Raw genomic sequence first — 24,821 nt, 5'->3', positions numbered from 1 at the left:
ATCCCGTCTATGCGTAGCGCCCGGGGGCGATGACGTGGTGGGGGTCGACGACTTCGCGCAGGCGGCGGCTGAGGGCGAGGGCGGCGGGGTCGAGCAGGCGCTCGGTCCACCGCGCGTGGTCGATGTCGAGGCGGTAGGGCAGGTAGCCGGCGGAGGTGAAGAGTTCGTGGAGCAGATCGAGCGCGGTGTGGGCGCGGACGGTCTCCTCGTGTGTCCGGGCGAACCTGAGCGAGACGACGAGGTCGATGACGTCGGGGTCGAGCGCGTTCACGGTGGCTCCGGGCCGGATGCCGGTCTCGGCGTGGACGCGGTCGAGCAGGCCCAGGGCGGCGGTGACGTGCTCCCCGCTGTAGGGGACCAGCGGGAGGAAGAAGAGCCAGCCGCCGCCGTCCTGGTCGACCCGCGCCGCGTGCTGTCCGACCGCCGAGCGGAGCATCTCCTCGTGGTGGGCCACGCTGCCCGCGTAGCCGTGCTGGACGACGCGGGAGACGATGTCGTCCTCGGCCGGCGGCTCCTTGTCGGAGCGCGCGACACTCGTGAACAGTTTTGACGCCTCGGCCAGTTCGAAGACGCCCTCGGTCAGCGCGTCGACGACGGTGGCGGTGCCGCCGAGGGAGAGGTGCGCCAGGTAGCCTCCTCGGCCGCTGTCGGTCCCGTAGGAGGTGGCGGAGGTGGTGTCGTAGATCTTCAGTACGCCGTGGACGAGGCCCTGCGCGTGCCAGCGGCGGAGTTCGTCGACGGCGGGGCCGAGGTGGTCGTGGCCGAAGGTGAGGCGGACGACGCGCTGGACCTCGGGGCGGGGCAGCAGCCGTACGACACCGGCGGTGACGATGCCCAGGGACGACTGGGTGAACAGGTGGAGCAGCGAGGGGCCGAGGCCGTGCGGGTTGGGCGCGGTGGCCGTGTCCCGGCGCGGCCACCAGCCGACGTGGAGGAGTTCACCGTCCGGCAGTACGACCTCCAGACCTGCCAGGTCGGCGGTGCGCTGTCTGCGCAGGCCGACGCCGCGGTCGAGGGCGTTGCCGAGGACGCTGGTGTGTCCGGAGGAGGCGGTGACGTTGAGCATGCGCGGGCCGCCCGCCAGTCGGGACGACAGGTGGAGTTGGGTGACACCGGGCTCGATGACGGCCCATCCGTGGTCGGTGTCGAGGTCCCGGATCCGGTCGAGGTCGTCGAGTTCGACCCGGACCGTGCCGTGGTCGGCGGCTTCGCGGGAGCCGAGCCCCCAGTTCCTGCCGGTGGAGACGGCATGCAGCGGCGGCGCGTCGGGGTGGGCGAAGGCGCGCACGATGCCGGGGACCTGGTCGGCTCGGGCGGGGCGGATGACGGCCGCAACACGCCGGGGCTCGAACATGGACACGTTCACCCCCGGCTGGTCCGGGCGCAGGATGCGTGCGCTGTCCTCGCCTAAGAGGCGTGCGGACTCCCGCAGCGCCGTCGCCAGCGCGTTTTCGGGCATGTGAGGACTTCCTCCTCGGACAGTGGAAGCGGGCGCGAGCCGGGGCCGGGTCAGGGCCTCGTGGGTGCCGCGCCGTTCAGGTAGACGTGCTCGACGGGTGTGTTCCGTTCCCGGTGGACGAAGGCCATCAGTCTGATCACCCGCGGCATCTCCCCGTCCCAGTGCGGCTCCGCCGTGCACAGGCACGGCACGTCGAGCACGCCTTTTTCGGCCAGGACGAGGGGTGGGATGTTCGCCGTCAGATCGGGGGTCATCGTGAAGATCAGTGCCTCGACGTCGGACGGCTCCAGGGTGTTTTGCCGCAGCACCGCTTCGACGAGGGTGACGGTGGCGTGCGCGATATCGTCAGGTGAATTCTTGGCGACACCGATGGCGCCGCGAATTGCACGCGAGAGGATGTGCTTCACGCTGTGGCCATGCGGCCTTGATGAAACAGCAACGTGCCCTGTGTGGTTTCGCCGGGATAAGTGGCGGTGACACGACCGAGAAACAGACAGTGGTCTGCCTCGCGGTGGACGGTGGTCACGGCACAGTGCAGGGTGGCGATCGCTCCGTCGAGAATGAGATGCCCGTGGCAGTTCGCCGTGAAGTGCGGGGCCAGATCCCTGCCGGTGGGCTTGTTCTTGGCGGCGAAGACAGCCGCGAGGTCGGCCTGCCGGCCGGAGAGGAAGCTCAGACAGAACTCCCGTGTGGCGAACGCCACTGTGTGCGCTCGCGAATTCACCTGCAACGACACCAGAACCGTCGGAGGGTCCAGGGTGACGGAGGTGAGTGAGTTGATGGTCGTCGCTACGGCCGCTTCGTCGCGACCTGCGGAGAGCACAGCCACTCCCGTGGGGAACAGCCGCATGACAGAACGTAAGTCGGGTTCGGCGGGGGCGCAACTAGGCGCAATCCCAGGCATCCTCAACGTTCCTTCCTGTATCGAGGACCCAAATGCTTGTAGTTCGACCAGTGTGACGGCGAGTCCCGGTCTCCCGAGTGATCAAGAAATGAGCCGACATCTTTTTGAAACAATCAGTCCACTAATGCCGAATCTATCAGACCCGAAGCATGGGCACCACCCCCTATTTTCTCCCCAGCCTCCAACTCCGAGGCTGTTAGCATCACTTGAGTGAACAGCAACCACGTAGATCGTCGAGAACTCCTCATCCGTTCCGCAGCGGTTGCCGCGGGCGTCACGACCGCCGCGACGGCGGGCGTCGTGGCCGCCTCGGGCGAGGCCCGAGCAACCCCCTCGTTCCCTGCCGCGGGCCCCGTGATCACGCCCGGCGACCCCCGCTACCCGGCCCTGATCAAGGGCTCCAACCAGCGCTTTCTCGGCAGCCCCGAAGCCATCAAGATGATCCGCTCCGCGGCCGACGCCAGAGGCGCCCTGTCCGACGCGGTGCGCTCCGGCAAGCGAATATCCGTTCGCTCCGGTGGGCATTGCCTGGAGAACTTCACCTACAACCCCGAAGTCCAGATCGTCCTCGACTTCTCCGAAATGAACCACGTCGACTACGACGTGCGCATGCGGGCATTCTCTGTCGAGCCCGGGGCCCAGTTATCCAACGTCTACCAGGCCCTTTACAAGGGCTGGGGGGTGACGCTGCCGGGTGGAGTTTGCCATTCCGTGGGCGTCGGCGGACATGTCGCGGGCGGCGGCTACGGAATGCTCTCCCGGTCCCTCGGACTGGTCGTCGACCATCTCTACGCCGTGGAGGTCACCACGGTCGACGCGCGCAAGGGCGTACGTACCATTGTCGCTACCCGGGAAGCGGACGATCCGCATCGGGAACTGTGGTGGGCGCACACCGGCGGCGGGGGAGGAAACTTCGGCCTGGTGACCAAATACTGGTTCCGTACCCCGGGCGCGAAGGGCAACAATCCGTCGGACCAGCTCGTTTCCCCACCCGGCACGGTGTTGGTCAGCGCGCTGCACTTCCCATGGGACCAGATCACGGAAGACGGTTTCGTAAGGCTCCTTTTGAACTACGGGGCCTGGCACGAGGCCAACAAACACCCGGACTCCCCCTACCGGGACATCTGTTCTTTGTTCAACGTAAACTTTAAGCACCACGGGGGTTTGTCCCTCTACAGTCAAACGGACGCGACCGTCCCCGACGCCCGGGAGAAGCTCGACACCTATCTCGCGGCGCTCCAGAAGGACACCGGGATCACCCCGGTACCCATGACGAAGGCGTCCGGCGAACTCGCCGCGATGCCTGGCATTTTCGAGCCGACGGAGCTGCCCTGGCTGCGGGCGGTGCGCATGCTCGGAGCCTCCGACCCCACCGGGGCGAACCCCACGGCACGCATCGGCTTCAAGAACGGCTACTTCCGCGAGAACTTCACCGAACACCAACTGCGCAGCGCCTTCAAGTTCCTCTCCCGTGACGACCTCACGAACGATGAGACCGCGCTGGTGCTGTTCTCCTTCGGCGGGAAGATCAACGAACTGGCCGCCGACGCCAGGGCCATTCCGCAACGGGACTCGGGCTTCAAGGCGATGTTCCAGTGCATCTGGTCCGACGAGCAGGACGACGCGCACTACCTGAAGTTCCTCCGCGACTGGTACGCGGACTTCTACGCCGAGACGCAAGGCGTCCCGGCGACCAACGGCGTGACCGACGGTTGCTACATCAACTATCCGGACGTCGACCTCACCAAGCCCGAGTTCAACACCTCGGGCATCCCCTGGACCGAGCTGTTCTACAAGGACAACTACGCCCGCCTCCAGCGGATCAAGGCGGCCTACGACCCGGCCAACGTGTTCCACCACTCGATGTCGATCGTCCCCAAGCGATGGACTTCCGGCCGGTAGCACCACCAGGGGGCCGGACGCGCAGGCCCCCTCCGCTACCCGGTTCCGGGCCGGCCCCGGTGTTCAGCGCGGGGCCGGCCGCGGCGTACCGACCGTCCACGGCGTCACCGATTCGGAGTGCCTTGGAGCACGAAGCGCACCACGATGGTGAACGGCAGTCCGTAGAGGCCGAACGGACCGATGCGCGGGACGAGCTTCGTCTCGTACCGGGTGCGGCCCCTGGCCTTCTCGCCGAGGCTGCGCGTGAGGAATTCGCCGGTGAGCAGGATACCGATGCACTCCGCGATCGTGCGGACCGCGAAGCCGTCGACCGCGGTGAGTGCCGGTGTTCCGGCCGAGCACACCACGAGGCCCTGACTCCGCCGGTGGGGTTCCGCCGCCCAGCTCGGAGGAGGCACACCCGAACGGTTCGAGTGCACCGGCATGACAACTGTCATCCCGAGGACATGCGACGGGGCACTGCGGGGTCGGTGGCCGATCCTCATAGACTCCACAACATGTTCACATCCCGCAAAGCAGGGCGGAGCGAATCCTGGGAAGGCGTCGTTACCGACAAGTTCCGGGGCATGCTCGACGGTTCAAATCTGTACCACTTCGTCGAAGTCCGCCTCGCCGACGGACAGTCCACGAAGCTGCGGATCAGCGGACGGCTCTGGAAGTCGATTGCGGTCGGTGACCGAATCGTCAAGCAGCCCGGCGCCGATCCGGTCAAGGGATAGCTCCACCACTCGATAGATCACACCTTCAGCCGGCGGATCTCCTGGCGGCCGTGACCGGTCACACAGGTCCTGTCCTGCAGTGGGATCTGCGGCCATCCGGTTGGTTTCCGATGCGCTCTTCGAGATGCACGACGAATGGATCGCCTTACCTCGCCTCCACCTCTCCGAAGGCGATATGGGCGATATCTACCCTAAATTCTCGTTTAGTTCCTCCATGCTACCCAACGCACCGAAATGCAACTGTCAGTTGATCCCCAACACCATGACGGGGGACACTACCTGGCGGATGCGTGTTCCCTACCGAGTGGCACTCGCTTCGATATCCTCTCGTGCAGGTCGTCGGAGGTCATTCACCCAAAGATTACTGGGCAGTTGACCTCTGGGTTTCGTGGTAGCGTCCTTGTTCGGAGGGACAGTGCAACCTGAAAGGGAAATCGTGAACACGGAGAAGATTGCCGCTCGCCGCCTCTCGCTGGAAGAGGTGACGAAGCTCGGCGTGAAGGACAGGATCTTCGTTTCCGCCGACACGGCAGAACTCAAGCTTCCCGACTGCTATGTCCCTGCTTTTCTGATCAAGTCCGGAGAGGATTTCGAGGGCGGCTCGATCACGGCGAGAACCGTATTCCAGGAAGAGGTCTCCTGCCTTCCCGGCGACGAGAACGAAGCCGGAATCTACTTGGCTGACGAGAACGGCTCGGTGACCATCGAGGTCCTCCAGTCCGCCGGTGTCGTGCTGGACCTGGCACTTTTCGTCCCTGGTGGGGACAAGGGGGCCCTCACGGCCCTTTACGCTGCGGCCCGGCAGGCGTTCGGCGCCGACGTCGTGCAGATCTGGCGCCAGGGCCTCAAGGAAGTTCCCGACGTGAAGGTCGACATCTTCGAGGAGCAGATTCCCCGGGGGCGCAAGGGGAGCGACAGCCCCAAGCGCGACCGTCGCGCGATCGACACCTACCCCACCCGTGCAGACTTCATCGAGTTCTCCGCGGGGTGGAAGCCGGTCGTTGAGGTTCACAGGCCGGTTGTTGACGACACCCCGACCATCTGAGGCGGCGTTACCTTTCGGTTTCGGCCTGAGGGAACGCCGAGAACGCATGCGCCGGACCCGGTCGACCCCTGAGCGGCCCAGGGAGCCGTCGGAAAATAACTCACGGACGCCGAAGCGCCATTCCACTCGATGACCTCGCGAGACAGCCCGCCTAACCAGGATCAAAGCCTGAAGTGATTCTGCGACAACCCTCAGGGCTTCGGCGTGGTCGAGTGACGTCGACTTCGTGCTCAGGCGAGGCCGAGGAGCGTGAGGGGTCGGCGGGCGTCACGCGCATTGCGGCGACGGCCGGAGGTGATGTTCTTCGCGCCGTTCAGTCGCAGGGCGCCGACCGCGAGGTTGCGCCAGGTCGCCATAGCGCGGGGTGCGCTGTCGGTCCGCCACCGCGCACGCGGTCAGGTCGAGGACGACGGCCGGCGCGTGCCGCACCCCTCGCAGCCGGATCATCTGCTGTCAGCCCGACCACCCAGCCCGGCCGCTCATCCCATGCACGAGCGTCGTCCGCATGTGCACCTGTCTCATCAGCCACGCAGGGGACCAACCCCCGGCACCGTCGGCTGGCTCCGCCCGACGGTGCGCGGAGACGCAGGCCACCGAGGCGCAATGGACATGAGACAGGAACCGTCCGCTCGCGCTCCCTTCACCGCAAGTGGTCACGAAACGGATGCCCGCCGACTACGCCGAAGCCCTGGCCGGGGGTCGAAGGTCATGCCGGTTCCTCGTGGCTCGTCGCGTGTTCCGCCGCGGACACGAGCCCACGTGGATCGGCTTGTGCCGACCCCCGGGTGTCCGTCGTACGGGTTACTCGCCTGTGGTGTCGCGGGTGCGCTGGTAGTGGCGCCTTGCCTTCATGCGGTTGCCGCAGACTGCCATCGAGCACCAGCGGGCCTTGTTCGTCTTGCTGCGATCGATGAGGAACAGGCGGCATTCCGCATTGGCGCACGGCCGTAGTCGGCCGGGCGTCATCTGCTGCACCGCGCTCCATGCCATGACCGCCTCTATCGCCATCCGGCGCTCCGCGGGGGCGTCCAGCTCCCACGACACCCCCGTGGGTGAGGGGTAGGGGCGGGAGATGACGTCTTTCAGGAGGGGAGCCAGGGACGTGGCGGGTCGGCTTCCGCGTATCACGTCCTGGAGGGCGGCGCGTGCTTGCATGAGGTGGCGGAGTTCGGCAGGGGTTCCGGTGCCGCCGTGGATCTGCTGCCAGGACCTGGCCGCTTTCGGATCTGCCAGCTGATCCTGGACGACGCCGTTGATCACGGGCGTGCTGTTGAGGAGTTCAAGCAGTGTGTCCTGTCGTTCCTGGCCGCTCACCCTCACACCTCCTAACCGATTCGCCTCGCCTAGCAGGTTACATCAGCCGCCTTCCCCCGGGTGCCCGCAGCTCATGCCTAACCAGTAAACACGTCTTGACTGGATAGATTGCGTGTGTTCGACTGAATGTATAACCACCAGAGAGCGAGAAGGAGGTTAGAGGCATGGTCCACGCAGTCCATCACCGCACCGCCACTGTCAACGGTCTTGAGGTCTTCTACCGGGAGGCCGGCGATCCGAAAGCGCCCGCTGTGGTTCTTCTCCACGGCTTCCCGACCAGCTCACACATGTTCCGCCACCTGATCCCGGCGCTTGCCGACAGCTACCACGTGATCGCTCCCGACCACATCGGATTCGGCCACTCGGCGATGCCCGCTCCGGAGGACTTCCCGTACACCTTCGACGCCCTCACCGAGATCACCTCCGGCCTGCTGAAGAAGCTGGGCATCGACCGGTTCGCCATGTATGTGCAGGACTACGGCGCCCCCATCGGCTGGCGGCTGGCCGTTCAGGCACCGGACCGCATCACCGCGATCATCAGCCAGAACGGCAACGCCTATGAAGAGGGCTTCGTCAAACCTTTCTGGGACGGTGTCTTCGCGTACGCCAAGTCACCGGGACCGGACACCGAAGCCCCGCTGCGCGCCGCCCTCACGCCCGAGATCACCCGCTGGCAGTATGTGAACGGCGTCGCCGACCCCAGCCTGGTCAGCCCGGACAACTGGGTTCACGACCAGGCGCTGCTGGATCGCCCCGGCAACGCCGAGATCCAGCTCAGGCTGTTCCGCGACTACGTCACCAACGTGGACCTCTATCCGCAGGTCCACCAGTACTTCCGTGACTCCCAGGTACCGCTGCTGGCGGTCTGGGGGGCGGGCGACGAGATCTTCGGCCCCGACGGCGCGACGGCGTTCGGCCAGGACCTGCCGGCTGCCGAGATCCACCTGCTTGAGTCGGGGCACTTCGCCCTGGAAAGCCACCTTGAGACCATCACCGAATACATCCGCGACTTCCTCGCCCGTGTCACCGCCGGACACTCGGGACGTCGGACGAGCGCCGGCCGAGAAGCCTGAGGCGGCATGGGCGCCCTGAGCTGGGCTTCCTGTATGCACCGCCGCCCCGCCCGGGGATGATCATGCCCCAGGGCGGGGCACCGGTGATCGACGGTCGCTCGCGGTCGGGCGGGTCGTCGGCCGCTTCGGTGCGGTTGTCCGCCCGGGTTGTGCGAGATGGCCCCGGGGAGAGGCCCGGGTATTTCGGTCGGCAGCCGCACGCTCGCCTCCGTAGCGTTTCCTGGGACCCGTCCGGTGGATCATGCCAGGACCAGGCTGCGCCGATGGAACACACAGCGGATGTGCCGGAGAGCATCGCCCGGTCTGCGGATCCGGCCCAGGCGAACGACTACGACAGCTTCGCCGAGGCGTACTCGGTGACGACGCGGCCCTGCACGCGGTCGACGTGAGCGACCGATGTTCCCCGACGGCTTCCGTGGCCTTTCGGCCAAGACCAACTTTCTGTTCTTCGTCGTCGGGGTACCGCCGTCGGCCACCGGCTCGGACGAGCAACCAGAAGGCGGATCACGGGTGGAGCCGGCCGCCGACGGTAGGAATGTTGCCAAGCTACGTTCGCGCGGCGGAGCGGGAGAGGCAGGGTGATCTGCCTCTCCCGCTCCGCCGTCTGCCGGCCCGTGAGGTCGCCCGGCCTATGCCTTGCCGCCGCGGAGCCCCGCGGTGCCGTTGCGATGGACGTCGATGCGTAGATAGAAGTCGTGGCTCTCCCAGAACTTGACGCTCACGTGACCGTTGGCGCCGAGGTCCATGTAGTAGGGATGCTTCTTCGCGCCGTTGTTCCAGTACCCGAGCCAGGTCTTCTTGACGGATACGCCGTAGGCGTGGCCGGTGCCGTAGCTGATCCACTGGCCCCATGCCTGCTTGCCGTTGTAGGCGACCTCGCCAGAGAGGGAGAAGTGGGCGACGTCGCAGCCGGCGGTGTGGCGAACCTTCCCCCAGAAGGGGTGCTTGTAGCCGTAGCAGGCCGTGGCCTGGTAGGTCTTGTACTTCCAGCCGTGCTTCTCCGCCAGGGATTTGACCGCTGGATTGCCCGCCTCGACCTGCATGGCGATGCGCGCGTTCGCAGCGGACGCCTGGGCCGCGCCGAGCGGGACGGCATGGGGGTTCATGCCGCTCGTCGCGGCGGTTGCCGAGGGGGCGACGGCCAGTCCCGTGCCGAGCGCGACGGCGGCAGTGGCGAGGGCAAGCCTCTTCCTGGCGGTGTTCCTGCGCGTGTTCATGATTCTTGGAACCTCCCCGTTTGCGTACTTCGGTCGAGCGATGTCGCGTCCTTGCGTCATCGACGGTGCTGGGCCCGTCCCGCATCCCGCCACAGAGACCGGGGCAGCGGGAAAAACCCGGGACGTTCCACGCGATGACCTGCGGGAAGACCGAGCCGTCTGGTGAAGTGCCGGGACAGCGCGGGACGCCGGGTGGGACAGTGGTGGGGTTGGGAAGTCGAAGCCGGTGAGGGGCGATGATGAGCCGATGGCAGCCACTGCCGGGTGAACTCCCGCCCCAGACATGAAGGTTGGTCGAGGAGCTGCGGCTGTACAAGGACCGCGCGGGACTTGGCCTCGCCTCGCTCGCCACCAAGACCGCGTACAGCACCACCTCCTGGCACTGCTACCTCAACGGGCGCAAGCTGCCCCCTTGGCAGGCGGTCGAACTGCTCGGCCGGCTCGCCGAGGCCGACCGTGGACGTCTGCGCGTTCTCTGGGAGTCGGCGGCGATCGCCTGGCAGGACGGGACCGGTGACCGGGGCGAGACAGCCGACGGGGACGTGCTCACTGCCGGACCGGCGCAGAGCGCGAGAGGTTCCAGGGGTTCTCGGAGAGCGGTCGGCACCGTCGTGAGCCGAAGGACGGTGATCGCCGGTGCCGTCCTCGGGGCCGGCGTGCTGCTCGTCGTGGTGGCCCTCGTCCAGCCGTGGACCGGTGGCCGCGGGGGAGCGGCCGTACCGCGTGGGGCACCGGCGGGTGCGCCGACGTGGCCCTGGCCGTTGCGGTCGTTGGAAGCCACGTCGGTGGGTGTGGGCGGCCGGGACCAGGGCTGCCAGGGGCATGATCCCTACCGGGAGGGGTGCGACCGCTTCAGCACGGTCGTGCACGCGCTACGCGCCTACGGCACCGTCCTCACGCTCCGGCAGAGCCCGTCCTGCCACGCGATGTGGGCCGAGGCGGAACCGGCCCGGGGAACCGAGCGGCTGCTCGTCACCGCCCAGGGCGCCGCGCCCCAGCAGGCGCGTCCCGGCGCCTCGCGTACCGCGATGACCGTGGCCCCTTCAGGGGGAGCGCTGGCCTGCCTGGTCATCTCGAACCGTCATCAGCTCTGCGTGACTCAGACGGACAGCTGGGTGGAACCGGTCGGTCAGCGGCGGCAACTCGCCAGGGTGACCGCATCCGTCCGCAACACGTGGAAGCGGCCGGCGTCGTACACCTCGTAGATCCCGCCTCGACCACGGCGCAGGGGCAGGGTGTACTTCTCGCCGCGGTAGGCCGTCCAGGGCGGTGTCGAGACGAGCCGCCGGGCCGCGAAGCCGAACGTCGCCGCGCCGACGATCCCGTCGGCGCCCAGGCCGTGGTTCGCCTGCCAGGTCTGGGTCGCGCCGCTCGTGGCGGCGTCGAACGCGCACGTGATCCCGGAACCGGGCAGATAGCCGTCCGCCCAGAGGATCGCCTGCCACAGCCCGATCAGATCGCTGCGCGGCGTTCCGCCCGGCCCCAGGAGCGGTTCGTCACTCCAATCGTCGGCATAGGCACCGGAGCCGGTGACGTACGCCGGGCGGTCGGCGGGTGGTGTGCCCGTGGTGGGCGCCGCGCTCGCGGCACACGTCGCGGCCACGGCGACCAGACGGACGACGGCCGCCAGGGCGTTTCGTCGGCTGGCGCCGCCGGACGATTCCATGGACGTGTAATACCCCGATCCCCGGTCCTCCGTCACGGTTTTGCCATTACTTACGGCTTTGGCGCGATCCCCCTCTGGCGGATGCGCTCAAGGCTCCGCCAGGGTGGGGAGAGTGACCGAGGGAGAACATGGCTGAGTGGAAACCGCTGCCCGACACTCTTGACCCGGACGCACGAGCCCTCGTCGAGCAGTTGCGCCGGCTCAAGGACCGCAGCGGTCTGAGCTTGGCGGCGCTGGCCGAACGTACATTGCACAGCAAGTCGTCATGGGAGCGGTACCTCAACGGCAAGTCAGTGCCTCCCCGGCAGGCCGTAGATGCCTTGGGCCGGCTGGTCGGCGCGGATCCGGCCCGGCTCGCCGCGCAGTGGGAACTGGCGGCACGGGCCTGGAACCGGCAGGACTCGCCGGGGCCGGGGCCGGGGCCGGGGCCAAGGTCAGGGCCAGGGCCGGGGCCGATGCGAGGGGAGGACCCCGCCTCCGTCGCGCCGCCCGGGTCCGCCGGGTCGCGCAAGCTGTGGACCGGCCGGCCCACCCGCAGGTGGATCGTGCTTGCCGCTGTCCTGGTGCTCGTCGTCGGTGGGACCGCCATCGCCCTGTGGACGACGCACCGTACGAACGCCTCGGCGGTTTCCGAACGGCCCGCAGCCACGGGCGGTTCCGGCAGGAAGCCGCTCCACGTCAGTTGTTTCGAGCAGAGTTGCACCGGCATGGACCCGAAGGCACAAGGGTGCGGTGACCCGTGGACCTCCGCCCTCACCAGGATCGACGGCGTCTACGTGGAGCTGCGCTACAGCGACTCCTGCAAGGCGGCCTGGGCACGGATCAGTTGGGGAGGCGTGGGCGACGTCGCCCGAGTCGTGGGTGCGAGCGGCAAGACCGAGCAGGACAGGGTGCACTACGACACCGACGTCTACAGCCCGATGATCGGGGCCGACACCCCGTCCGACGCCAGGGCCTGCACCGTCCTCACCTCCGGTGCCCACGGCTGCACGAAGCCGGGTGGCACGATCCGGCTCACCCCGCCTCCCGATCCGCCCGTCTCCGTTTCGCCCTCCTCACCCGGCAGGTGAGACCAGGGCGGGAGCGGGTGAGCGGAACCGCCCGCTCACGACTCGGTCTCCTCGGGTGCGGGTGCGGGTGCGGGTGCGGGTGCGGGTGCGGGTGCGGGTGCGGGTGCGGGTGCGGGTACGGGTACGGGTACGGGTACGGGTACGCGAACGGGTTCGGTTGTCGGGGCGAGTCCGGCGAGGACCCGGCCGCGGCACACGGCGGGGGTTCCCCAGGCGTCCCGCAGGGGTCGCGCCTTGCGGATCCACAGGGAGAGGTCGAGTTCGTCGGTGTAGCCGAGAGCGCCGTGCAGGTGCAGCGCCGTGCGCGCCGCGCCGTAGGCCGCCTCCCCCGCGGCGACCTTCGCCGCGGCGATCTCGCGGCCGGCGGACGGATCGTCCGCGGCCAGGGCGAGCGCGGCGGAGTGGACCAGCGGCTGGGCGAACTCCAGTGCGATCAGGGTGTCGGCCAGTCGGTGCTTGACCGCCTGGAAGGAACCGATCACGGCCCCGAACTGGGTGCGCTGTCCGACGTGGTCGACGGTGTGCGCGAGCAGCGTGCGTCCCACCCCGAGGGACTGCGCCGCGGTCGCCAGCCGGGCGGCGTGCGTGGCGTACCGGGCGGCCGCCGTCACGGCGGGGCCCCGGGCGAGGACGGCGCCGCCCAGCGGACGCGCGAGTCGGCGGGCCGGGTCGGTGGACGGCTGGACGGCACCCGCCGACTCCGCGAGGCGGACGGTGTCGCCGTCGACGGCGAACACGCCGTCCGCCGTCGCGGCGTCCAGCGCGTAGGGGGCGTGCAGCGCGAAGGAGACGACCGACTCGCCCGTGGCGATGGCCGGGAGCCAGGCGGCGGCCGCCGCCTCGTCGTCGAGCCGGTCCAGGAAGGCCGCCGCCGCCACCGTCTCCACCAGCGGGCCCGGCACCGCGTGACGGCCCAGTTCGGTGAAGGCGACGACCAGTTCGACCGGCAGGGGGCCGACTCCGCCGTGGCGCTCCGGCACGGCGAGGGCGAAGACGCCCGCGGCGGCGAGCCTCGACCACAGCGCGCGCCCCGGTGCGGTGTCACCGGCGGCCCAGGCCCGTACGACGGTGGGAGTCCCGGACGCCGCCAGCATGCCGTCCAGCGCCCGGCTGAACTCCCGCTGCTCGTCGGTCAGGAGGAACCGCATCACCGGCGTCCCTTCGGCAGGCCGAGCAGCCGCTCGGCGATGATGTCCCGCTGGATCTCGTTGGTGCCCGCGTAGATGGGGCCCGCGAGGGAGAAGGTGTGTCCCTCGGCCCAGCCGCCGTGCGCCGGGGCGTCCGCGGCCCCGTCGGACAACTCACCGTAGGACCCCAGCAGGTCGAGGGCGGTCTCGTGCAGCGCGATGTCCAGTTCCGACCAGAAGACCTTGTTGAGGCTGGACTCGGCGCCGATCGCCTCTCCCGCCGCGATCCTGGAGACGCTCGCGTAGGCGAACAACTGGTAGGCGCGGGCCGCGACGACCGCGTCGGCCACGCGGTCGCGCAGGGCGGTGTCGGCCGGGTCCGCGGCGGAGCGCCACAGCGCGGTGAGCCGCTCGGCGGCGGCCGTGAAACGGCCCGGACTGCGCAGGGTCAGACCGCGTTCGTTGCCGGCCGTGCTCATCGCGGCCCGCCAGCCCTGACCGGGTGCGCCGATCACGTCTTCGTCGGGCACGAAGACCTCGTCGAGGAAGAGTTCGGCGAAGGCGGGCTTGCCGTCGAGCCGGCCGATGGGCCGTACGGTCACACCGTCGGCGTCCAGCGGGAACATCAGGTACGTCAGACCCCGGTGCGGCCTGTCCGCGTCCGGGTCGCTGCGGAACAGGCCGAAGGCGCGGTCCGCGAAGGCGGCCCGCGACGACCAGGTCTTCTGCCCGCTGAGCAGCCAGCCGCTCTCGGTACGGACGGCCGTGGAGCGCAGCGAGGCCAGGTCGGAGCCCGACTCCGGTTCCGACCACGCCTGGGCCCAGATCACCTCGCCGCTCGCCATGGGCGGCAGGATCCGCGCGCGCTGCTCGGCGGTGCCGTGCTCGAAGAGGGTGGGGGCGAGGAGGTTGATGCCGTTCTGGCCGACCCGGCCGGGCGCACCGGCCGCGTAGTACTCCTCCTCGAAGATCAGCCACTCCAGGAGCGAGCTGCCGCGCCCGCCGTACTCCGCCGGCCAGGAGACCACCGACCAGCGGTCGGTGAACAGCGTGCGCTCCCACTCCCGGTGGGCGGCGAAGCCCTCCGCCGTCTCCAGGGAGGGCAGCGGCTCGGCGGGGACGTGCGCGCGCAGCCAGTCGCGGGCCTCGCGACGGAAGGCGTCGTCGGCGACGGTGAGGTCGAGGTCCATCAGGCCGAGTCCTCCTTCATGGCACGCATGTCCGTGCCGCCGACCGGGTCCGCCGTGGTCTCGGCGCGGTGCGTGTCCTGTGCCTGCGGGCGCTCGACCGCCTGTTCGTGGGCAGCGGACATCCGCCCCTCCTTCCCTAACAAGTGTTTGGTAGGTTAACGTACGGGCATGACCGGCGTCGAGGAGTTCCGCACCGGGGCCCGCGGCCGACTGAGGGCCGACCTCACCGGCGAGTTCACCGCCCTGCGCGGACCCGGCGGGCCCCGCCGGGCGCACGAGGAGTTCCCCGGACGGCTCGCCGGGAAGTGCCCCACGGCCGCCGCCGGCTGGAGGCGCGTGGGCCGGCCGACGGAGTACGGCGGTCGCGCGGGCACCCTCGAACAGCAGGTCGCCTTCCACGAGGAGTACGCCCTCGCGGAGGCCCCCGACCGGGTGGGCCGCATCGGCGAGCGGCTCCTCGGGTCCAGCGACACCATCGCCGAGCGGGCGCTCGGCCTGCCGGAAGGGGCCCGACCATGACCACCGAACCCGTCTACGTCCCCGGCCACGCCCTCCTCGCGGGCCGGACCGCCGTCGTCACCGCCGCCGCGGGCGCGGGCATCGGCGGCGCCACCGCCCGGCGGCTGCTCGAAGAAGGCGCCGACGTGCTGATCTCCGACGCCCACGCCCGCAGGCTCAAGGAGACACGGGCGCGGCTCGCCGACGAGTTCGGTGCGGACCGGGTCACGGCGCTGGCCTGCGACGTCACCGACGAGACCCAGGTCGGCGCGCTCTTTGACTTCGCCGCTGAACGACACGGCCGGCTGGACGTCGTCGTCAACAACGCCGGGCTCGGCGGCACCGCAGACCTGGCCGACATGAGCGACGAACAGTGGGACCGGGTCCTCGACGTCACCCTGGGCGGAACCTTCCGCTGCACCCGTGCCGCGCTGCGCCGGATGCGAGCCGCCGGCAGCGGCGGTGTGATCGTCAACAACGCCTCGGTGATCGGCTGGCGGGCACAGAAGGGCCAGTCCCACTACGCCGCGGCCAAAGCCGGGGTGATGGCACTCACGCGCTGCGCGGCCCTGGAGGCGGCCGAGTACGGGGTACGGGTCAACGCCGTCGCGCCGAGCCTGGCCATGCACCCCCACCTGGTGAAGGTCACCACCCCCGAACTGCTGGCCGAGCTGACCTCCCGGGAGGCGTACGGCCGCCACGCCGAGCCCTGGGAGGTCGCGAACACGATCGTCTTCCTCGCCAGCGGCTACTCCTCGTACCTGACGGGCGAGGTCCTGTCCGTCAGCAGCCAGCACGCCTGAGCGAGGATGAGCGGGTGCCGAAAGTCAACAGCAGCAAGAAGAAGGCGACACCACCGCCGCCCGAGCGGCGCCAGGAGATCCTCGCCACCGCCGCCGAGGTGTTCGCCGCCCAGGGCTACAACGCCACCACCGTACGCAAGATCGCGGACGCGGCGGGGATGCTCGCGGGCAGCCTGTACTACCACTTCGACTCCAAGGAGTCGATGGTCGACGAGATCCTCTCCACCTTCCTGGACGAACTCCGGGAACGCTACGACGCCGTCCTGGCCGCCGGGACGGGGCCGCGGGAGACCATCGAAGCCCTGGTCACCGAGTCCTTCCGGGAGATCGACCGGCACCGCGCCGCCGTCGCCATCTACCAGAAGGAGTCCAAGCACCTGCAGAGCCTGCCGCGGTTCGCGTATCTCGCCGACTCCCAGCAGAAGTTCGAGAACGCCTGGCTCGGGACGCTGGAACGCGGCGTGGCCACCCACACTTTCCGCGCCGACCTGGACGTACGGCTCACCTACCGCTTCGTGCGCGACACCGTGTGGGTCGCCGCGTCGTGGTACCGGCCGGGCGGACAGCACAGTCCGGAGGAGATCGCCCGCCAGTACCTGTCGATGGTGCTGGAGGGCATCGCCGTGCGGACCTGACACGGTAGACGTCACAGGAGGAGCAGCAGGCATGGCCGAGGCATACATCGTCGAAGCGGTCCGCACCCCGATCGCCCGCCGGAACGGCGGACTGTCCGCCGTCCACCCGGCCGACCTGGGCGCCCATGTGCTCAAGGAACTCGTGGCACGCTCGGGCATCGACCCGGCGGCGGTCGAGGACGTCGTCCTCGGCTGCCTGGACAACGTGGGACCGCAGGCCGGCGACATCGCCCGCACCTGCTGGCTGGCCGCGGGTCTGCCGGAGGAGGTGCCCGGGGTGACCGTGGACCGGCAGTGCGGCTCCTCCCAGCAGGCCCTGCACTTCGCCGCCCAGGGAGTCCTCTCGGGCACCCAGGACCTGGTGGTCGCCGGGGGTGTGCAGAACATGTCGATGATTCCCATCGCCTTCGCCTCCCGGCAGGCCGCCGAGCCCCTGGGACTCACCCAGGGGCCCTTCGCCGGGTCCGAGGGCTGGCGCGCTCGCTACGGGGACCAGCCGGTCAACCAGTTCGCCGGCGCCGAGATGATCGCCGAGAAGTGGAGGATCACCCGCGAGGACATGGAGGAGTTCGCGCTGCGCTCCCACCAGCGGGCCGTGCGGGCCGTCGACGAGGGCCGCTTCGACCGCGAACTGGTCGCCTACGGCGACGTGACCGCCGACGAGGGCCCGCGCCGCGACACCACGCTGGAGAAGATGGCATCCCTCAAACCCGTCGTCGAAGGCGGTCGGCTGACCGCCGCGGTCTCCTCGCAGGTGTCCGACGGAGCGTCGGCGGTCCTGCTCGCCTCGGAGCGGGCCGTGCGCGAGCACGGGCTCACCCCCCGGGCCCGCGTCCACCACCTCTCGGCGCGCGGCGAGGACCCCATCCGGATGCTGTCGGCGCCGATCCCGGCCACGGCGTACGCGTTGAAGAAGGCCGGCATGTCCCTCGACGACATCGACCTGGTCGAGATCAACGAGGCGTTCGCCTCGGTCGTCCTGGCCTGGCTGAAGGAGACCGGTGCCGACCCCGCGACGGTCAACGTCAACGGCGGCGCCATCGCACTGGGGCATCCGCTGGGCGCCACCGGGACCAAGCTGATGACCACGCTGCTGCACGAACTGGAACGCACGGGCGGGCGGTACGGGCTGCAGACGATGTGCGAGGGCGGCGGCCAGGCCAACGTCACCGTCATCGAACGCCTCTGACACTCCGTCACACCTGCTTCTTCTGCAGGGATCCGGTCCCTGGGGCGCGCGGCGCGCTCAGTGCACGGCCGGCAGTGTGCGCAGGGCGGCGCGCGCCTCGGCCATGACGCGGTCGACCAGTTCGGCGCAGGAGGGCAGGTCGTCGATGACTCCCGCGACCTGCCCGGCGGCCATCACCCCGAGGTCGGTGCGGCCCTCCACCATGGACGCCCGCAGCAGCATGGGGGTGTTGGCGGCGAGCAGGACCTGGCCCCAGGTCAGGTCCTTTCCGTGCTTCATGGCGAGACCGTCACGGATCATCCCCGCCCAGCTCATGCCGGACTCCCGTCGGAAGGCCGCGGCGTGCCGCACCGCCCGCAGCAGGGCGGTCGCCCGGCCCGAGCGCTCCAGGCCGTCGACCAGTTCGGTGCGCAGCATCCGGTGGGGCAGCCCGTCCACCTTGGTGGTGAGCGTGACGTCCTTGACGGTCGCGGCCAGGTACTTCGCCTTGACCGCGCCGGGGACGGTGCTGTCGGAGGTGAGCAGGAAGCGAGTGCCCATGGCGATGCCCGCGGCACCGTAGGCGAGCGCCGCGACCAGGCCGCGGCCGTCGTGGAAACCACCGGCGGCGACGACCGGGATGTCGACGGCGTCGACGACCTGGGGAAGCAGGACGGACGTCGCCACGTCGCCGGTGTGGCCGCCGCCCTCGCCGCCCTGGACGATCACGGCGTCCACACCCCACGCGGCGACCTTCTCGGCGTGCCGGCGGGCGCCGATCGAGGGGATGACCACGACACCCGCGTCCTTGAGCCGGGCGATCAGCTCCCGGGACGGCGCGAGGGCGAACGAGGCGACCTTCACGCCTTCCTCGATGATGACCCGGACCCGTTCGGCGGCGTCGGCGGCGTCGGCCCGCAGATTGACACCGAACGGCGCGTCGGTTCGGGACCCGACCTCGCGCACGGCGGAGCGGAGCCGGTCCACCGGCATCGTGGCCGAGGCCAGGATCCCGAGCGCGCCGGCCTCGGCCGCGGCCGAGACCAGGCGGGGACCGGCCACCCAGCCCATGCCGGTCTGCACGATCGGGTACCGCACACCGACCAGTTCGGTCAGCGGCGTGGTGAACGCGACACCGTCGACGCCGCTCATGGGCGGACCTCGCGGTCCCTGGCCCCCGCCGGGTCGACGACCTCGCGGATCAACCGCAGTTCCTCGGCGGTGGGGTCGCGGGTGAGGGGCACCTCGTCCGGGACGACGAGCGGGAACCCGGTGGCCTCCACCACCTGCTCCACCGTGACGCCGGGATGCACCGAGCGCAGCCGCATCGAGTGGTCGGGGGTCTCGAAGTCGAAGACGCCGAGGTCGCTGATGACCTCGGGAACACGGTGATAGCGGGTGGCGGAGGGCCCGGCGGCGGCCGCGCGGTCGTAGCCCACTCCGCAGACCATGTCGGCCTTCTCCACGAACACCCGCGGCGAGTGCCGGGGGACCCAGTAACTCGTCGGATTGTTGAGGGTGTTGACGGGCGCGCCGCGTACCCCGAGCAACTGCCGCTCGGGCCGGGCCCAGTCGCCGATGCAGGAGATGTTCTGGTTGCCCCAGCGGTCGATCTGGGAAGCGCCCATCATCACGTGCCGCCGCCCGCTCGCCACCAGGGCCAGGTGCTGCCGGTAGGGGAGCCAGCCCTCCACGACCTCCGCGCGGGCGCCGACCGCCGGCACATCGGCCATGAGCAGCGCCTCTCCGTCGGTGAGCAGCAGGTCGGGGGAGAAGGTCAGCCGCGCCAGCCGGGCCCCGACCGTCGGGACCGCGCCCATCGGACTGGCCAGCACCTCACCCGCGCCGCGCCATGCCTCGGCACAGGCCACCACGCAGTACTCGGCCCGCGTCACCGTCGTCGTGCCGGTGTCCCTCATGCCGCCGTCTCCTTCTCGTGGAACGCCGTCACCGCGTCCTGGTACGCCTGTTCGTCGCCCGAGAGGAACCGCTCGGTGAAAGCCGCCCAGGACTCCGGATCGCCGGCGGCGCGGACGTAGGCGCGCTGGAACGCCTCGTCGCGCTCGTGGGCGGGGGAGCAGGAGGTGAAGTGCGCTCCGTTCGGGGTCTCCACCACGCCGTTGACGAACGCGCGCTTGACCAGCAAGGTCTGCGGGCCGGCCGCCTTGAGGAGTTCGGCGCTGTCCACGATCCGTTCGCAGGAGACGTAAGCGGTGTCGGCGGCCCCGCAGAACAGGTCGTCGAAATAGGGATCGGGGCCGAGGTACTGGGCGTTGCCGTGCACGTCCGCGCGGTTCAGGTGGACGAGGGCGGCGTCCAGGCGCAGCGCGGGCACGGCGACGAGCTCCTCGCCGTCCTCGTACGGCGAGGTGACCGTCCGCAGGCGGGGATTGACCCGCATGACGTCCGAGCCGAGTCCCGCGCGGATCGGCATGAACGGCAGCCGGTGCGCGGCGGCGGTCAGCCCCCACATGAACATCGCCTCGTCCAGCTCCACCAGCTCCAGTTCGCCGCGCTGCCGGGCCGCGCGGAAGTGCGGCTCCAGGGGGATCGAGTCGAGCGTGACGAACGCCGCCACCAGCTTGCGGATCCGGCCGGCCGCCGCCAGCAGGCCCACGTCGGGACCGCCGTACGACACCACCGTCAGGTCGGTGACGTCGGAGCGCAGCAGCGCCCGTACCAGGGCCATCGGCTTGCGCCGCGAACCCCAGCCGCCCACGCCGATCGTCATGCCGCTGCGCAGCCGGCCGACGACCTCATCGGCGGTCATGGTCTTGTCCCTGCTCATGACTGCTTCTCCCGGTCCGTGCCGAAGGTGTCGCGCACCCGGTCGGCGACACCGCTGAGGTTGGCCTCGAAGGTGAAACCCTGTTCGAAGCGGTAGCTGCGGTGGACGTCCACCGGGTCGATGCCGTTGATGGCGGCCTTGGCCAGGCGGATCAGACAGCCGTCCTTGGCGGCGATCTCGCGCGCCAGCCCCACCGCGGTGTCGAGGAGTTGCTCGCGCGGCACCACCTGCCAGACCGAGCCGTGCCGGTGCAGTTCCCGCGCGGTCACGGTGCGCGAGGTGTAGTACAGCGTCCGCATCAGGTGCTGCGGGACCAGCCGGGCCAGATGGGTGGCGGCGCCGAGCGCGCCCCGGTCCAGCTCCGGCAGGCCGAAGGTCGCGTCGTCGGCGGCGACGATCGCGTCCGCGTTGCCGACCAGGCCGATGCCCCCGCCCAGGCAGAAACCGTGCACCGCGGCGACCACGGGGACCTGGCAGTCGTAGACCGCGGCGAACGCCTCGGCGCAGCCGCGGTTGGCGCCGATGAGTGCCTCGTGTCCGGCCGTGCGCTGCATCTCCTTGATGTCGACGCCCGCGTTGAACCCCCGGCCGGCGGCGGTGAGCACCACGCAGCGCACGTCCTGGTCGCTTCCGGCGGCACGGACCGCGTCGGCCAGGTCGTACCAGCCTTGTACGGGGAGGGCGTTGACCGGGGGAAAGTCCACGGTGATGACGGCGACGCCCTTGTCCGGGGCGGAGGTGGAGACACCCATGAGCAGATCAGCTACCTTTCCACCAAACGTTTGTTAGGTGAATGTAGCAGCGGCGCACACACCGCGGGAAGGCATCCCGATGCCTCGACGAGAAGGGACTCCACCCCACATGACCGGACTGTGCAGCGGACGCGTCACCGTCGTGACCGGAGCGGGCCGGGGACTCGGGCGCGCACATGCGCTCGCGTTCGCGGCCGAGGGCGCCAAGGTCGTCGTCAACGACCTCGGCGTCGGAGTGGACGGCACCGGCGGCGCCGCCGGGCCCGCCCATGAGGTCGTCGAGGAGATCCGGGCGCGCGGCGGAGAGGCCGTCGCCCACGGCGGTGACATCGCCACCGCCGACGGCGCGGCCTCCCTCGTCGCCACCGCCGTCGGCGCGTTCGGCCGCCTCGACACCCTCGTCAACAACGCCGGGTTCCTGCGCGACCGGATGCTCGTCAACCTCGACGAGGACGACTGGGACGCCGTCGTGCGCGTCCATCTCAAGGGCCACTTCCTCCCGCTCAAGTACGCTGCCGCGCACTGGCGCGCCGAGGCGAAGGCCGGCCGCGCGCCCGAGGCCCGCGTGATCAGCACCAGCTCCGGGGCCGGGCTGCTGGGCAGCGTCGGCCAGGGCAACTACTCCGCGGCCAAGGCCGGGATCGTCGGCCTGACCCTCGTCGCCGCGGCCGAACTGGGCGGCTACGGCGTCCAGGTCAACGCCATCGCCCCGGCCGCCCGCACCCGCATGACCGAGCAGACCTTCGCCGACACCATGGCCGCGCCCGGACCCGGTGGATTCGACGCCATGGCCCCGGAGAACGTCTCGCCGCTCGTCGTCTGGCTGGGCTCCGCCGCCTCGGCCGGGGTGACGGGCCGGGTGTTCGAGACCGAGGGCGGCCGGATCACCGTCATGGAGGGCTGGCGCCCCGGACCGACCGCCGACAGGGGAGCCCGCTGGTCCCCGGCCGAGGCGGGCGAGGCCGCGCGGAAGCTCCTGGCGGACGCCGTGCCCCCGCAGCCGGTGTACGGCGCCCGATGACCGACGGCCCGAGCCCGCCCCGGGCTCCGGCCCCCGCAGGGGTCACGGGTGCCCCGGCCTCCTGTGCTCCGGTGTCTCAGGGTTCGGATCTCTGGGCCCGCGGCCCGGCCACCGACGCCGGGGCGGATTCCCGGTCCCGGTCCCGGTGTCGGCCGTCCGTGCGCCCGGTGAGTCCACGCGCGGCAGCGGACTCGTCAAGCGCTGCCGACGCGCCGGAATGGTCGTCCTCGGGACCACCGACACCCCCGATTCGGTCTCGACGCCGGCACCGGCCACCGACGCCGTACGGTTCGACCCGCAACCCCTGGAACCCGGAGGACGCGCGCGGCGGTTCGAGCGGGCGGTCGGCCGCCGCCTGCGCGCGGCGCGATCCCGGACGGTTGCGGATCGCCCTGCTCACTTCTCTGCCGGGCGGACCCGCGCCGCATCCCGAACCGCCGCGGAGGGCTTCGCCGCGAGGTAACGGGCGGGCAGCTCACCGCCGCCGTGCACCGCCACGTCGGCGCCGTTGACGTAGCGGGCCAGGTCCCCGGCCAGGTACAGACAGGTCCGGGCGACATCCTCGGGAAGCGCCATCCGCCCCATCGGGATCACGCCCGCGACGGCGGCCCCGCCGTCCTCGCCGTACACGGAGGCGGCGCTCTCGGTGCGGATCAGACCGGTGGTGACGTGGTTGACGCGCACCTTGGGCGCCCACTCCAGGGCCAGGGCCCGGGTGAGGCCGAGCAGCCCCGCCTTGGCGGCCGAGTACGCGGCGGTGCCCGGCTGCGGGTCGTGCGCGGCGACACTGCCGATGTTGATGACCGAGCCGCCTTCGTCCTGGTCCCGCATCACACGGTTCGCGGCCTGGGCGGCGTAGAAGGGCGCGAGCAGGTTCAACGCGACGATCTTCTCGACGAAGCGCGGCGAGACGGTCGCCGCGTCGGCGTCGGGGGAGCCGCCCGCGTTGTTGACCAGCACGTCCAAGCGCCCGAACCGGGTGACCGCCGCGTCGACCAGCCTGCCCGCGGCTTCGGGGTCACGCACGTCGGCGGCGAGGAACACCGCCTGCCTTGAGTCCGCGGACGGCAACGAGCGAGGCTCACCCCGCCCGCAGACCACGACGTGCGCTCCGGCGGCGAGAAACGTCTCGGCGATCGTGAAGCCGATGCCCTTCGTCCCGCCGGTCACCACCACGACCCGGCCCGCGAAGTCCAGTGGATTGCCGATGTTCATGATCCGCCCTCCCCGCCGGGAGGGGCCCGGCGCCCGTCGTCGTCCGCACCGATTGAAGCAGCCGGGCGACGGGCGGGCGCGGACGATCCCGAAGACGGGGAGGGGAACTGGAAGGGAAGGACGCGCCCGGCGAGGGGCGTGGACTCGTCGGCCGCAAGGGCGTGGGCCCCCGGCCTCCGGAGGGACGCTCCGCGCGGGGGCCACTCTCACGGAGGCGTTCGCCCCGGTCGAGCGGCTGGGGGAGCGGTACCCCGGTGATCGCGTTCAGGTTCCACGCGTTCCCCGACTGCTACGGCCGACCGTCCGAACGTAGGACCCTAGTTGTCGACGGGGACGCCCAACTGGTCGGCCACGGTGGTGAGTGCTGCTCCCAGCGGGAGCGCGATCCGGGTGGCGGCGTGGCGGTCACCCCGGGTCGGGCCCTGATTGACGATCAGTACCGGCTTTCCGGCCTGGTCCGCCTGCCGGACGAACCGGAGGCCGGACATCACTGTCAGGGAGGAGCCGAGAACCAGGAGCGAGGCCGCCTCACGGACCAGGCGACGGCAGTGCTCGACGCGCCCCGGCGGTACGGCCTCTCCGAAGAACACGACGTCCGGTTTGAGGATGCCGCCGCAGTCCGCGCAGGGCATCACACGGAAGTCTCCGACCTGTTCGTCGGTGAGGTCCGCGTCGCCGTCCGGATTGAGTCCGGCGGCCACCGGAGCGAAGCCCGCATTGGCCTCCTCCAGCCGCCGGGCGAGTTCCCGGCGCGGGCTGAAGGCGCCGCAGGAAAGGCAGACGACCCGGTCCAGACTGCCGTGGAGTTCCACGACGTCCTCGCTGCCGGCGGCCTGGTGCAGGCCGTCGACGTTCTGGGTGATCACACCCGAGAGCAGGCCGTGCCTTCCGAAAGCGGCCACGGACCGGTGCCCGGCGTTGGGGCGGGCACGGCCGAAGGTGCGCCAGCCGAGGTGGCTGCGCGCCCAGTACCGACGCCGGGCCTGGGCGTCGGCGGTGAAGTCCTGGTAGGTCATCGGGGAGTGACGGCTCAGGCTCCCGCCTTCGCCCCGGTAGTCGGGGATGCCCGATTCCGTGGAGATTCCCGCCCCGCTGAGCACCAGCACACCGCCGGCATCCAGCGCGTCGGCCACCGGCCCCGGGTCCGTGCCGCCCGGCGGCAGGTCGTCGGTGGGGGTCCAGCTCAGCGTGGGGCGCATCCGCATGCCGCCAGGTTACGGCGTACGGGTGAGACACCGCCCGACACCCTCGACCG

The 24,821-nt window shown here is 70.4% G+C and carries 28 protein-coding genes and 1 pseudogene; 12 read left to right on the top strand and 17 right to left on the bottom strand.

Annotated features, from left to right (window positions below; translation table 11 throughout):
• Positions 1 to 7: 7 nt before the first annotated feature.
• From ACFC09_RS29495 to ACFC09_RS29485, 3 genes are read right to left on the bottom strand one after another with little or no spacing between them, the layout of a single operon-like run.
• The gene (locus ACFC09_RS29495; protein ID WP_376533372.1) at positions 8 to 1,459 is read right to left on the bottom strand and encodes an FAD-binding oxidoreductase; all 1,452 of its coding nucleotides are present in this window, start codon (positions 1,457 to 1,459) and stop codon (positions 8 to 10) included.
• A gap of 50 nt (positions 1,460 to 1,509) precedes the next feature.
• Entirely contained in the window at positions 1,510 to 1,866 is a 357-nt protein-coding gene (gene aroH / locus ACFC09_RS29490) for a chorismate mutase (RefSeq protein ID WP_376533371.1), read from the bottom strand.
• Positions 1,863 to 2,309 (bottom strand): flavin reductase family protein, encoded by a 447-nt coding sequence (locus ACFC09_RS29485; protein WP_376533370.1) that lies wholly within the window; start codon positions 2,307 to 2,309, stop codon positions 1,863 to 1,865. The genes aroH and ACFC09_RS29485 overlap by 4 nt, the downstream gene beginning before the upstream one ends.
• 264 nt (positions 2,310 to 2,573) lie before the next feature.
• On the opposite strand from ACFC09_RS29485, the gene ACFC09_RS29480 reads away from it, so the two are divergent.
• Positions 2,574 to 4,265 (top strand): FAD-binding oxidoreductase, encoded by a 1,692-nt coding sequence (locus ACFC09_RS29480; protein ID WP_376533369.1) that lies wholly within the window; start codon positions 2,574 to 2,576, stop codon positions 4,263 to 4,265.
• Between the two features lie 119 nt (positions 4,266 to 4,384).
• On the opposite strand, the pseudogene ACFC09_RS29475 reads toward ACFC09_RS29480, so the two are convergent.
• Positions 4,385 to 4,537 (bottom strand): annotated as a pseudogene (locus ACFC09_RS29475) (arsenical-resistance protein); the annotation flags it as partial.
• Between the two features lie 225 nt (positions 4,538 to 4,762).
• Here ACFC09_RS29475 and ACFC09_RS29470 point away from each other — a divergent pair.
• Both ACFC09_RS29470 and ACFC09_RS29465 read left to right on the top strand, forming a co-directional pair.
• Complete coding sequence (locus tag ACFC09_RS29470) at positions 4,763 to 4,984, top strand: hypothetical protein (RefSeq protein ID WP_376533368.1); 222 nt, start codon at positions 4,763 to 4,765, stop codon at positions 4,982 to 4,984.
• 436 nt (positions 4,985 to 5,420) lie between these two features.
• Positions 5,421 to 6,029 (top strand): hypothetical protein, encoded by a 609-nt coding sequence (locus ACFC09_RS29465; protein WP_376533367.1) that lies wholly within the window; start codon positions 5,421 to 5,423, stop codon positions 6,027 to 6,029.
• A 230-nt stretch (positions 6,030 to 6,259) separates the two neighbouring features.
• On the opposite strand, the gene ACFC09_RS29460 is transcribed toward ACFC09_RS29465, so the two are convergent.
• The gene (locus ACFC09_RS29460) at positions 6,260 to 6,385 is read right to left on the bottom strand and encodes a hypothetical protein (RefSeq protein WP_376533366.1); all 126 of its coding nucleotides are present in this window, start codon (positions 6,383 to 6,385) and stop codon (positions 6,260 to 6,262) included.
• Between the two features lie 445 nt (positions 6,386 to 6,830).
• Positions 6,831 to 7,343, bottom strand: a complete 513-nt coding sequence (locus tag ACFC09_RS29455; RefSeq protein ID WP_376533365.1) for a CGNR zinc finger domain-containing protein — start codon at positions 7,341 to 7,343, stop codon at positions 6,831 to 6,833.
• 164 nt (positions 7,344 to 7,507) lie between these two features.
• Between ACFC09_RS29455 and ACFC09_RS29450 the strand changes: the two genes are divergently transcribed.
• Both ACFC09_RS29450 and ACFC09_RS29445 read left to right on the top strand, forming a co-directional pair.
• On the top strand, positions 7,508 to 8,416 hold the full coding sequence (locus ACFC09_RS29450) for an alpha/beta fold hydrolase (protein WP_376533364.1): 909 nt from the start codon (positions 7,508 to 7,510) through the stop codon (positions 8,414 to 8,416).
• Positions 8,417 to 8,679: 263 nt separating this feature from the next.
• Positions 8,680 to 8,805 carry a hypothetical protein gene (locus ACFC09_RS29445; RefSeq protein WP_376533363.1) on the top strand — a complete coding sequence of 42 codons (126 nt, stop codon included), beginning with the start codon at positions 8,680 to 8,682 and terminating at the stop codon, positions 8,803 to 8,805.
• Positions 8,806 to 9,045: 240 nt separating this feature from the next.
• On the opposite strand, the gene ACFC09_RS29440 is transcribed toward ACFC09_RS29445, so the two are convergent.
• Complete coding sequence (locus ACFC09_RS29440) at positions 9,046 to 9,633, bottom strand: hypothetical protein (RefSeq protein WP_376533362.1); 588 nt, start codon at positions 9,631 to 9,633, stop codon at positions 9,046 to 9,048.
• Positions 9,634 to 9,923: 290 nt separating this feature from the next.
• Here ACFC09_RS29440 and ACFC09_RS29435 point away from each other — a divergent pair, with 290 nt between their 5' ends.
• On the top strand, positions 9,924 to 10,838 hold the full coding sequence (locus ACFC09_RS29435) for a helix-turn-helix domain-containing protein (RefSeq protein WP_376533361.1): 915 nt from the start codon (positions 9,924 to 9,926) through the stop codon (positions 10,836 to 10,838).
• On the opposite strand, the gene ACFC09_RS29430 is transcribed toward ACFC09_RS29435, so the two are convergent.
• Complete coding sequence (locus ACFC09_RS29430; protein ID WP_376533360.1) at positions 10,763 to 11,299, bottom strand: peptidoglycan-binding protein; 537 nt, start codon at positions 11,297 to 11,299, stop codon at positions 10,763 to 10,765. The genes ACFC09_RS29435 and ACFC09_RS29430 overlap by 76 nt on opposite strands.
• 128 nt (positions 11,300 to 11,427) lie before the next feature.
• Here ACFC09_RS29430 and ACFC09_RS29425 point away from each other — a divergent pair, with 128 nt between their 5' ends.
• Entirely contained in the window at positions 11,428 to 12,369 is a 942-nt protein-coding gene (locus ACFC09_RS29425) for a helix-turn-helix domain-containing protein (RefSeq protein WP_376533359.1), read from the top strand.
• Positions 12,370 to 12,404: 35 nt separating this feature from the next.
• Here ACFC09_RS29425 and ACFC09_RS29420 read toward each other — a convergent pair whose 3' ends face one another.
• Genes ACFC09_RS29420 through ACFC09_RS29410 form a run of 3 tightly spaced genes read right to left on the bottom strand, consistent with a single transcriptional unit; the run spans position 12,405 to position 14,808 of the window.
• The gene (locus ACFC09_RS29420) at positions 12,405 to 13,517 is read right to left on the bottom strand and encodes an acyl-CoA dehydrogenase family protein (protein ID WP_376533358.1); all 1,113 of its coding nucleotides are present in this window, start codon (positions 13,515 to 13,517) and stop codon (positions 12,405 to 12,407) included.
• Positions 13,517 to 14,686 (bottom strand): acyl-CoA dehydrogenase family protein, encoded by a 1,170-nt coding sequence (locus ACFC09_RS29415; protein WP_376533357.1) that lies wholly within the window; start codon positions 14,684 to 14,686, stop codon positions 13,517 to 13,519. Before ACFC09_RS29415 ends, ACFC09_RS29420 begins: the two co-directional genes overlap by 1 nt.
• A complete protein-coding gene (locus tag ACFC09_RS29410) occupies positions 14,686 to 14,808 on the bottom strand; it encodes a hypothetical protein (protein WP_376533356.1) in 123 nt (40 codons plus the stop codon). The genes ACFC09_RS29415 and ACFC09_RS29410 overlap by 1 nt, the downstream gene beginning before the upstream one ends.
• 46 nt (positions 14,809 to 14,854) lie before the next feature.
• Here ACFC09_RS29410 and ACFC09_RS29405 point away from each other — a divergent pair, with 46 nt between their 5' ends.
• Genes ACFC09_RS29405 through ACFC09_RS29390 form a run of 4 tightly spaced genes read left to right on the top strand, consistent with a single transcriptional unit; the run spans position 14,855 to position 17,811 of the window.
• Positions 14,855 to 15,205 carry a hypothetical protein gene (locus tag ACFC09_RS29405; RefSeq protein WP_376533355.1) on the top strand — a complete coding sequence of 117 codons (351 nt, stop codon included), beginning with the start codon at positions 14,855 to 14,857 and terminating at the stop codon, positions 15,203 to 15,205.
• Positions 15,202 to 15,987, top strand: a complete 786-nt coding sequence (locus tag ACFC09_RS29400) for an SDR family oxidoreductase (protein ID WP_376533354.1) — start codon at positions 15,202 to 15,204, stop codon at positions 15,985 to 15,987. Before ACFC09_RS29405 ends, ACFC09_RS29400 begins: the two co-directional genes overlap by 4 nt.
• Before the next feature lie 14 nt (positions 15,988 to 16,001).
• A complete protein-coding gene (locus ACFC09_RS29395; RefSeq protein WP_376533353.1) occupies positions 16,002 to 16,622 on the top strand; it encodes a TetR/AcrR family transcriptional regulator in 621 nt (206 codons plus the stop codon).
• A gap of 31 nt (positions 16,623 to 16,653) precedes the next feature.
• Positions 16,654 to 17,811, top strand: coding sequence for an acetyl-CoA C-acetyltransferase (locus tag ACFC09_RS29390; RefSeq protein WP_376533352.1), 1,158 nt, complete (start codon positions 16,654 to 16,656; stop codon positions 17,809 to 17,811).
• A gap of 57 nt (positions 17,812 to 17,868) precedes the next feature.
• Here the strand turns inward: ACFC09_RS29390 and ACFC09_RS29385 are convergent, their stop codons facing one another.
• The 4 genes from ACFC09_RS29385 to ACFC09_RS29370 are packed head-to-tail and all read right to left on the bottom strand — an operon-like array spanning position 17,869 to position 21,330.
• A complete protein-coding gene (locus tag ACFC09_RS29385; protein ID WP_376533351.1) occupies positions 17,869 to 18,942 on the bottom strand; it encodes an NAD(P)H-dependent flavin oxidoreductase in 1,074 nt (357 codons plus the stop codon).
• Complete coding sequence (locus tag ACFC09_RS29380; RefSeq protein ID WP_376533350.1) at positions 18,939 to 19,709, bottom strand: CoA-transferase subunit beta; 771 nt, start codon at positions 19,707 to 19,709, stop codon at positions 18,939 to 18,941. The genes ACFC09_RS29385 and ACFC09_RS29380 overlap by 4 nt, the downstream gene beginning before the upstream one ends.
• Positions 19,706 to 20,578, bottom strand: coding sequence for a CoA transferase subunit A (locus tag ACFC09_RS29375; RefSeq protein ID WP_376533349.1), 873 nt, complete (start codon positions 20,576 to 20,578; stop codon positions 19,706 to 19,708). Before ACFC09_RS29375 ends, ACFC09_RS29380 begins: the two co-directional genes overlap by 4 nt.
• A complete protein-coding gene (locus ACFC09_RS29370) occupies positions 20,575 to 21,330 on the bottom strand; it encodes an enoyl-CoA hydratase family protein (protein ID WP_376533348.1) in 756 nt (251 codons plus the stop codon). The genes ACFC09_RS29375 and ACFC09_RS29370 overlap by 4 nt, the downstream gene beginning before the upstream one ends.
• 109 nt (positions 21,331 to 21,439) lie before the next feature.
• Here ACFC09_RS29370 and ACFC09_RS29365 point away from each other — a divergent pair, with 109 nt between their 5' ends.
• Positions 21,440 to 22,351: an SDR family oxidoreductase gene (locus tag ACFC09_RS29365; protein WP_376533347.1), complete on the top strand. Its 912-nt coding sequence runs from the start codon at positions 21,440 to 21,442 to the stop codon at positions 22,349 to 22,351.
• A gap of 396 nt (positions 22,352 to 22,747) precedes the next feature.
• On the opposite strand, the gene ACFC09_RS29360 is transcribed toward ACFC09_RS29365, so the two are convergent.
• Positions 22,748 to 23,566, bottom strand: coding sequence for an SDR family oxidoreductase (locus ACFC09_RS29360; RefSeq protein WP_376533346.1), 819 nt, complete (start codon positions 23,564 to 23,566; stop codon positions 22,748 to 22,750).
• A 317-nt stretch (positions 23,567 to 23,883) separates the two neighbouring features.
• Positions 23,884 to 24,771, bottom strand: coding sequence for an NAD-dependent protein deacetylase (locus ACFC09_RS29355; RefSeq protein WP_376533345.1), 888 nt, complete (start codon positions 24,769 to 24,771; stop codon positions 23,884 to 23,886).
• Positions 24,772 to 24,821 lie beyond the last annotated feature (50 nt).

The organism is Streptomyces sp. NPDC056161 (assembly GCF_042268025.1).
GTDB lineage: Bacteria > Actinomycetota > Actinomycetes > Streptomycetales > Streptomycetaceae > Streptomyces.
The sequence above is the reverse complement of the archived record's forward strand: the minus strand, read 5'-3'. Positions and strand labels throughout refer to the sequence as shown.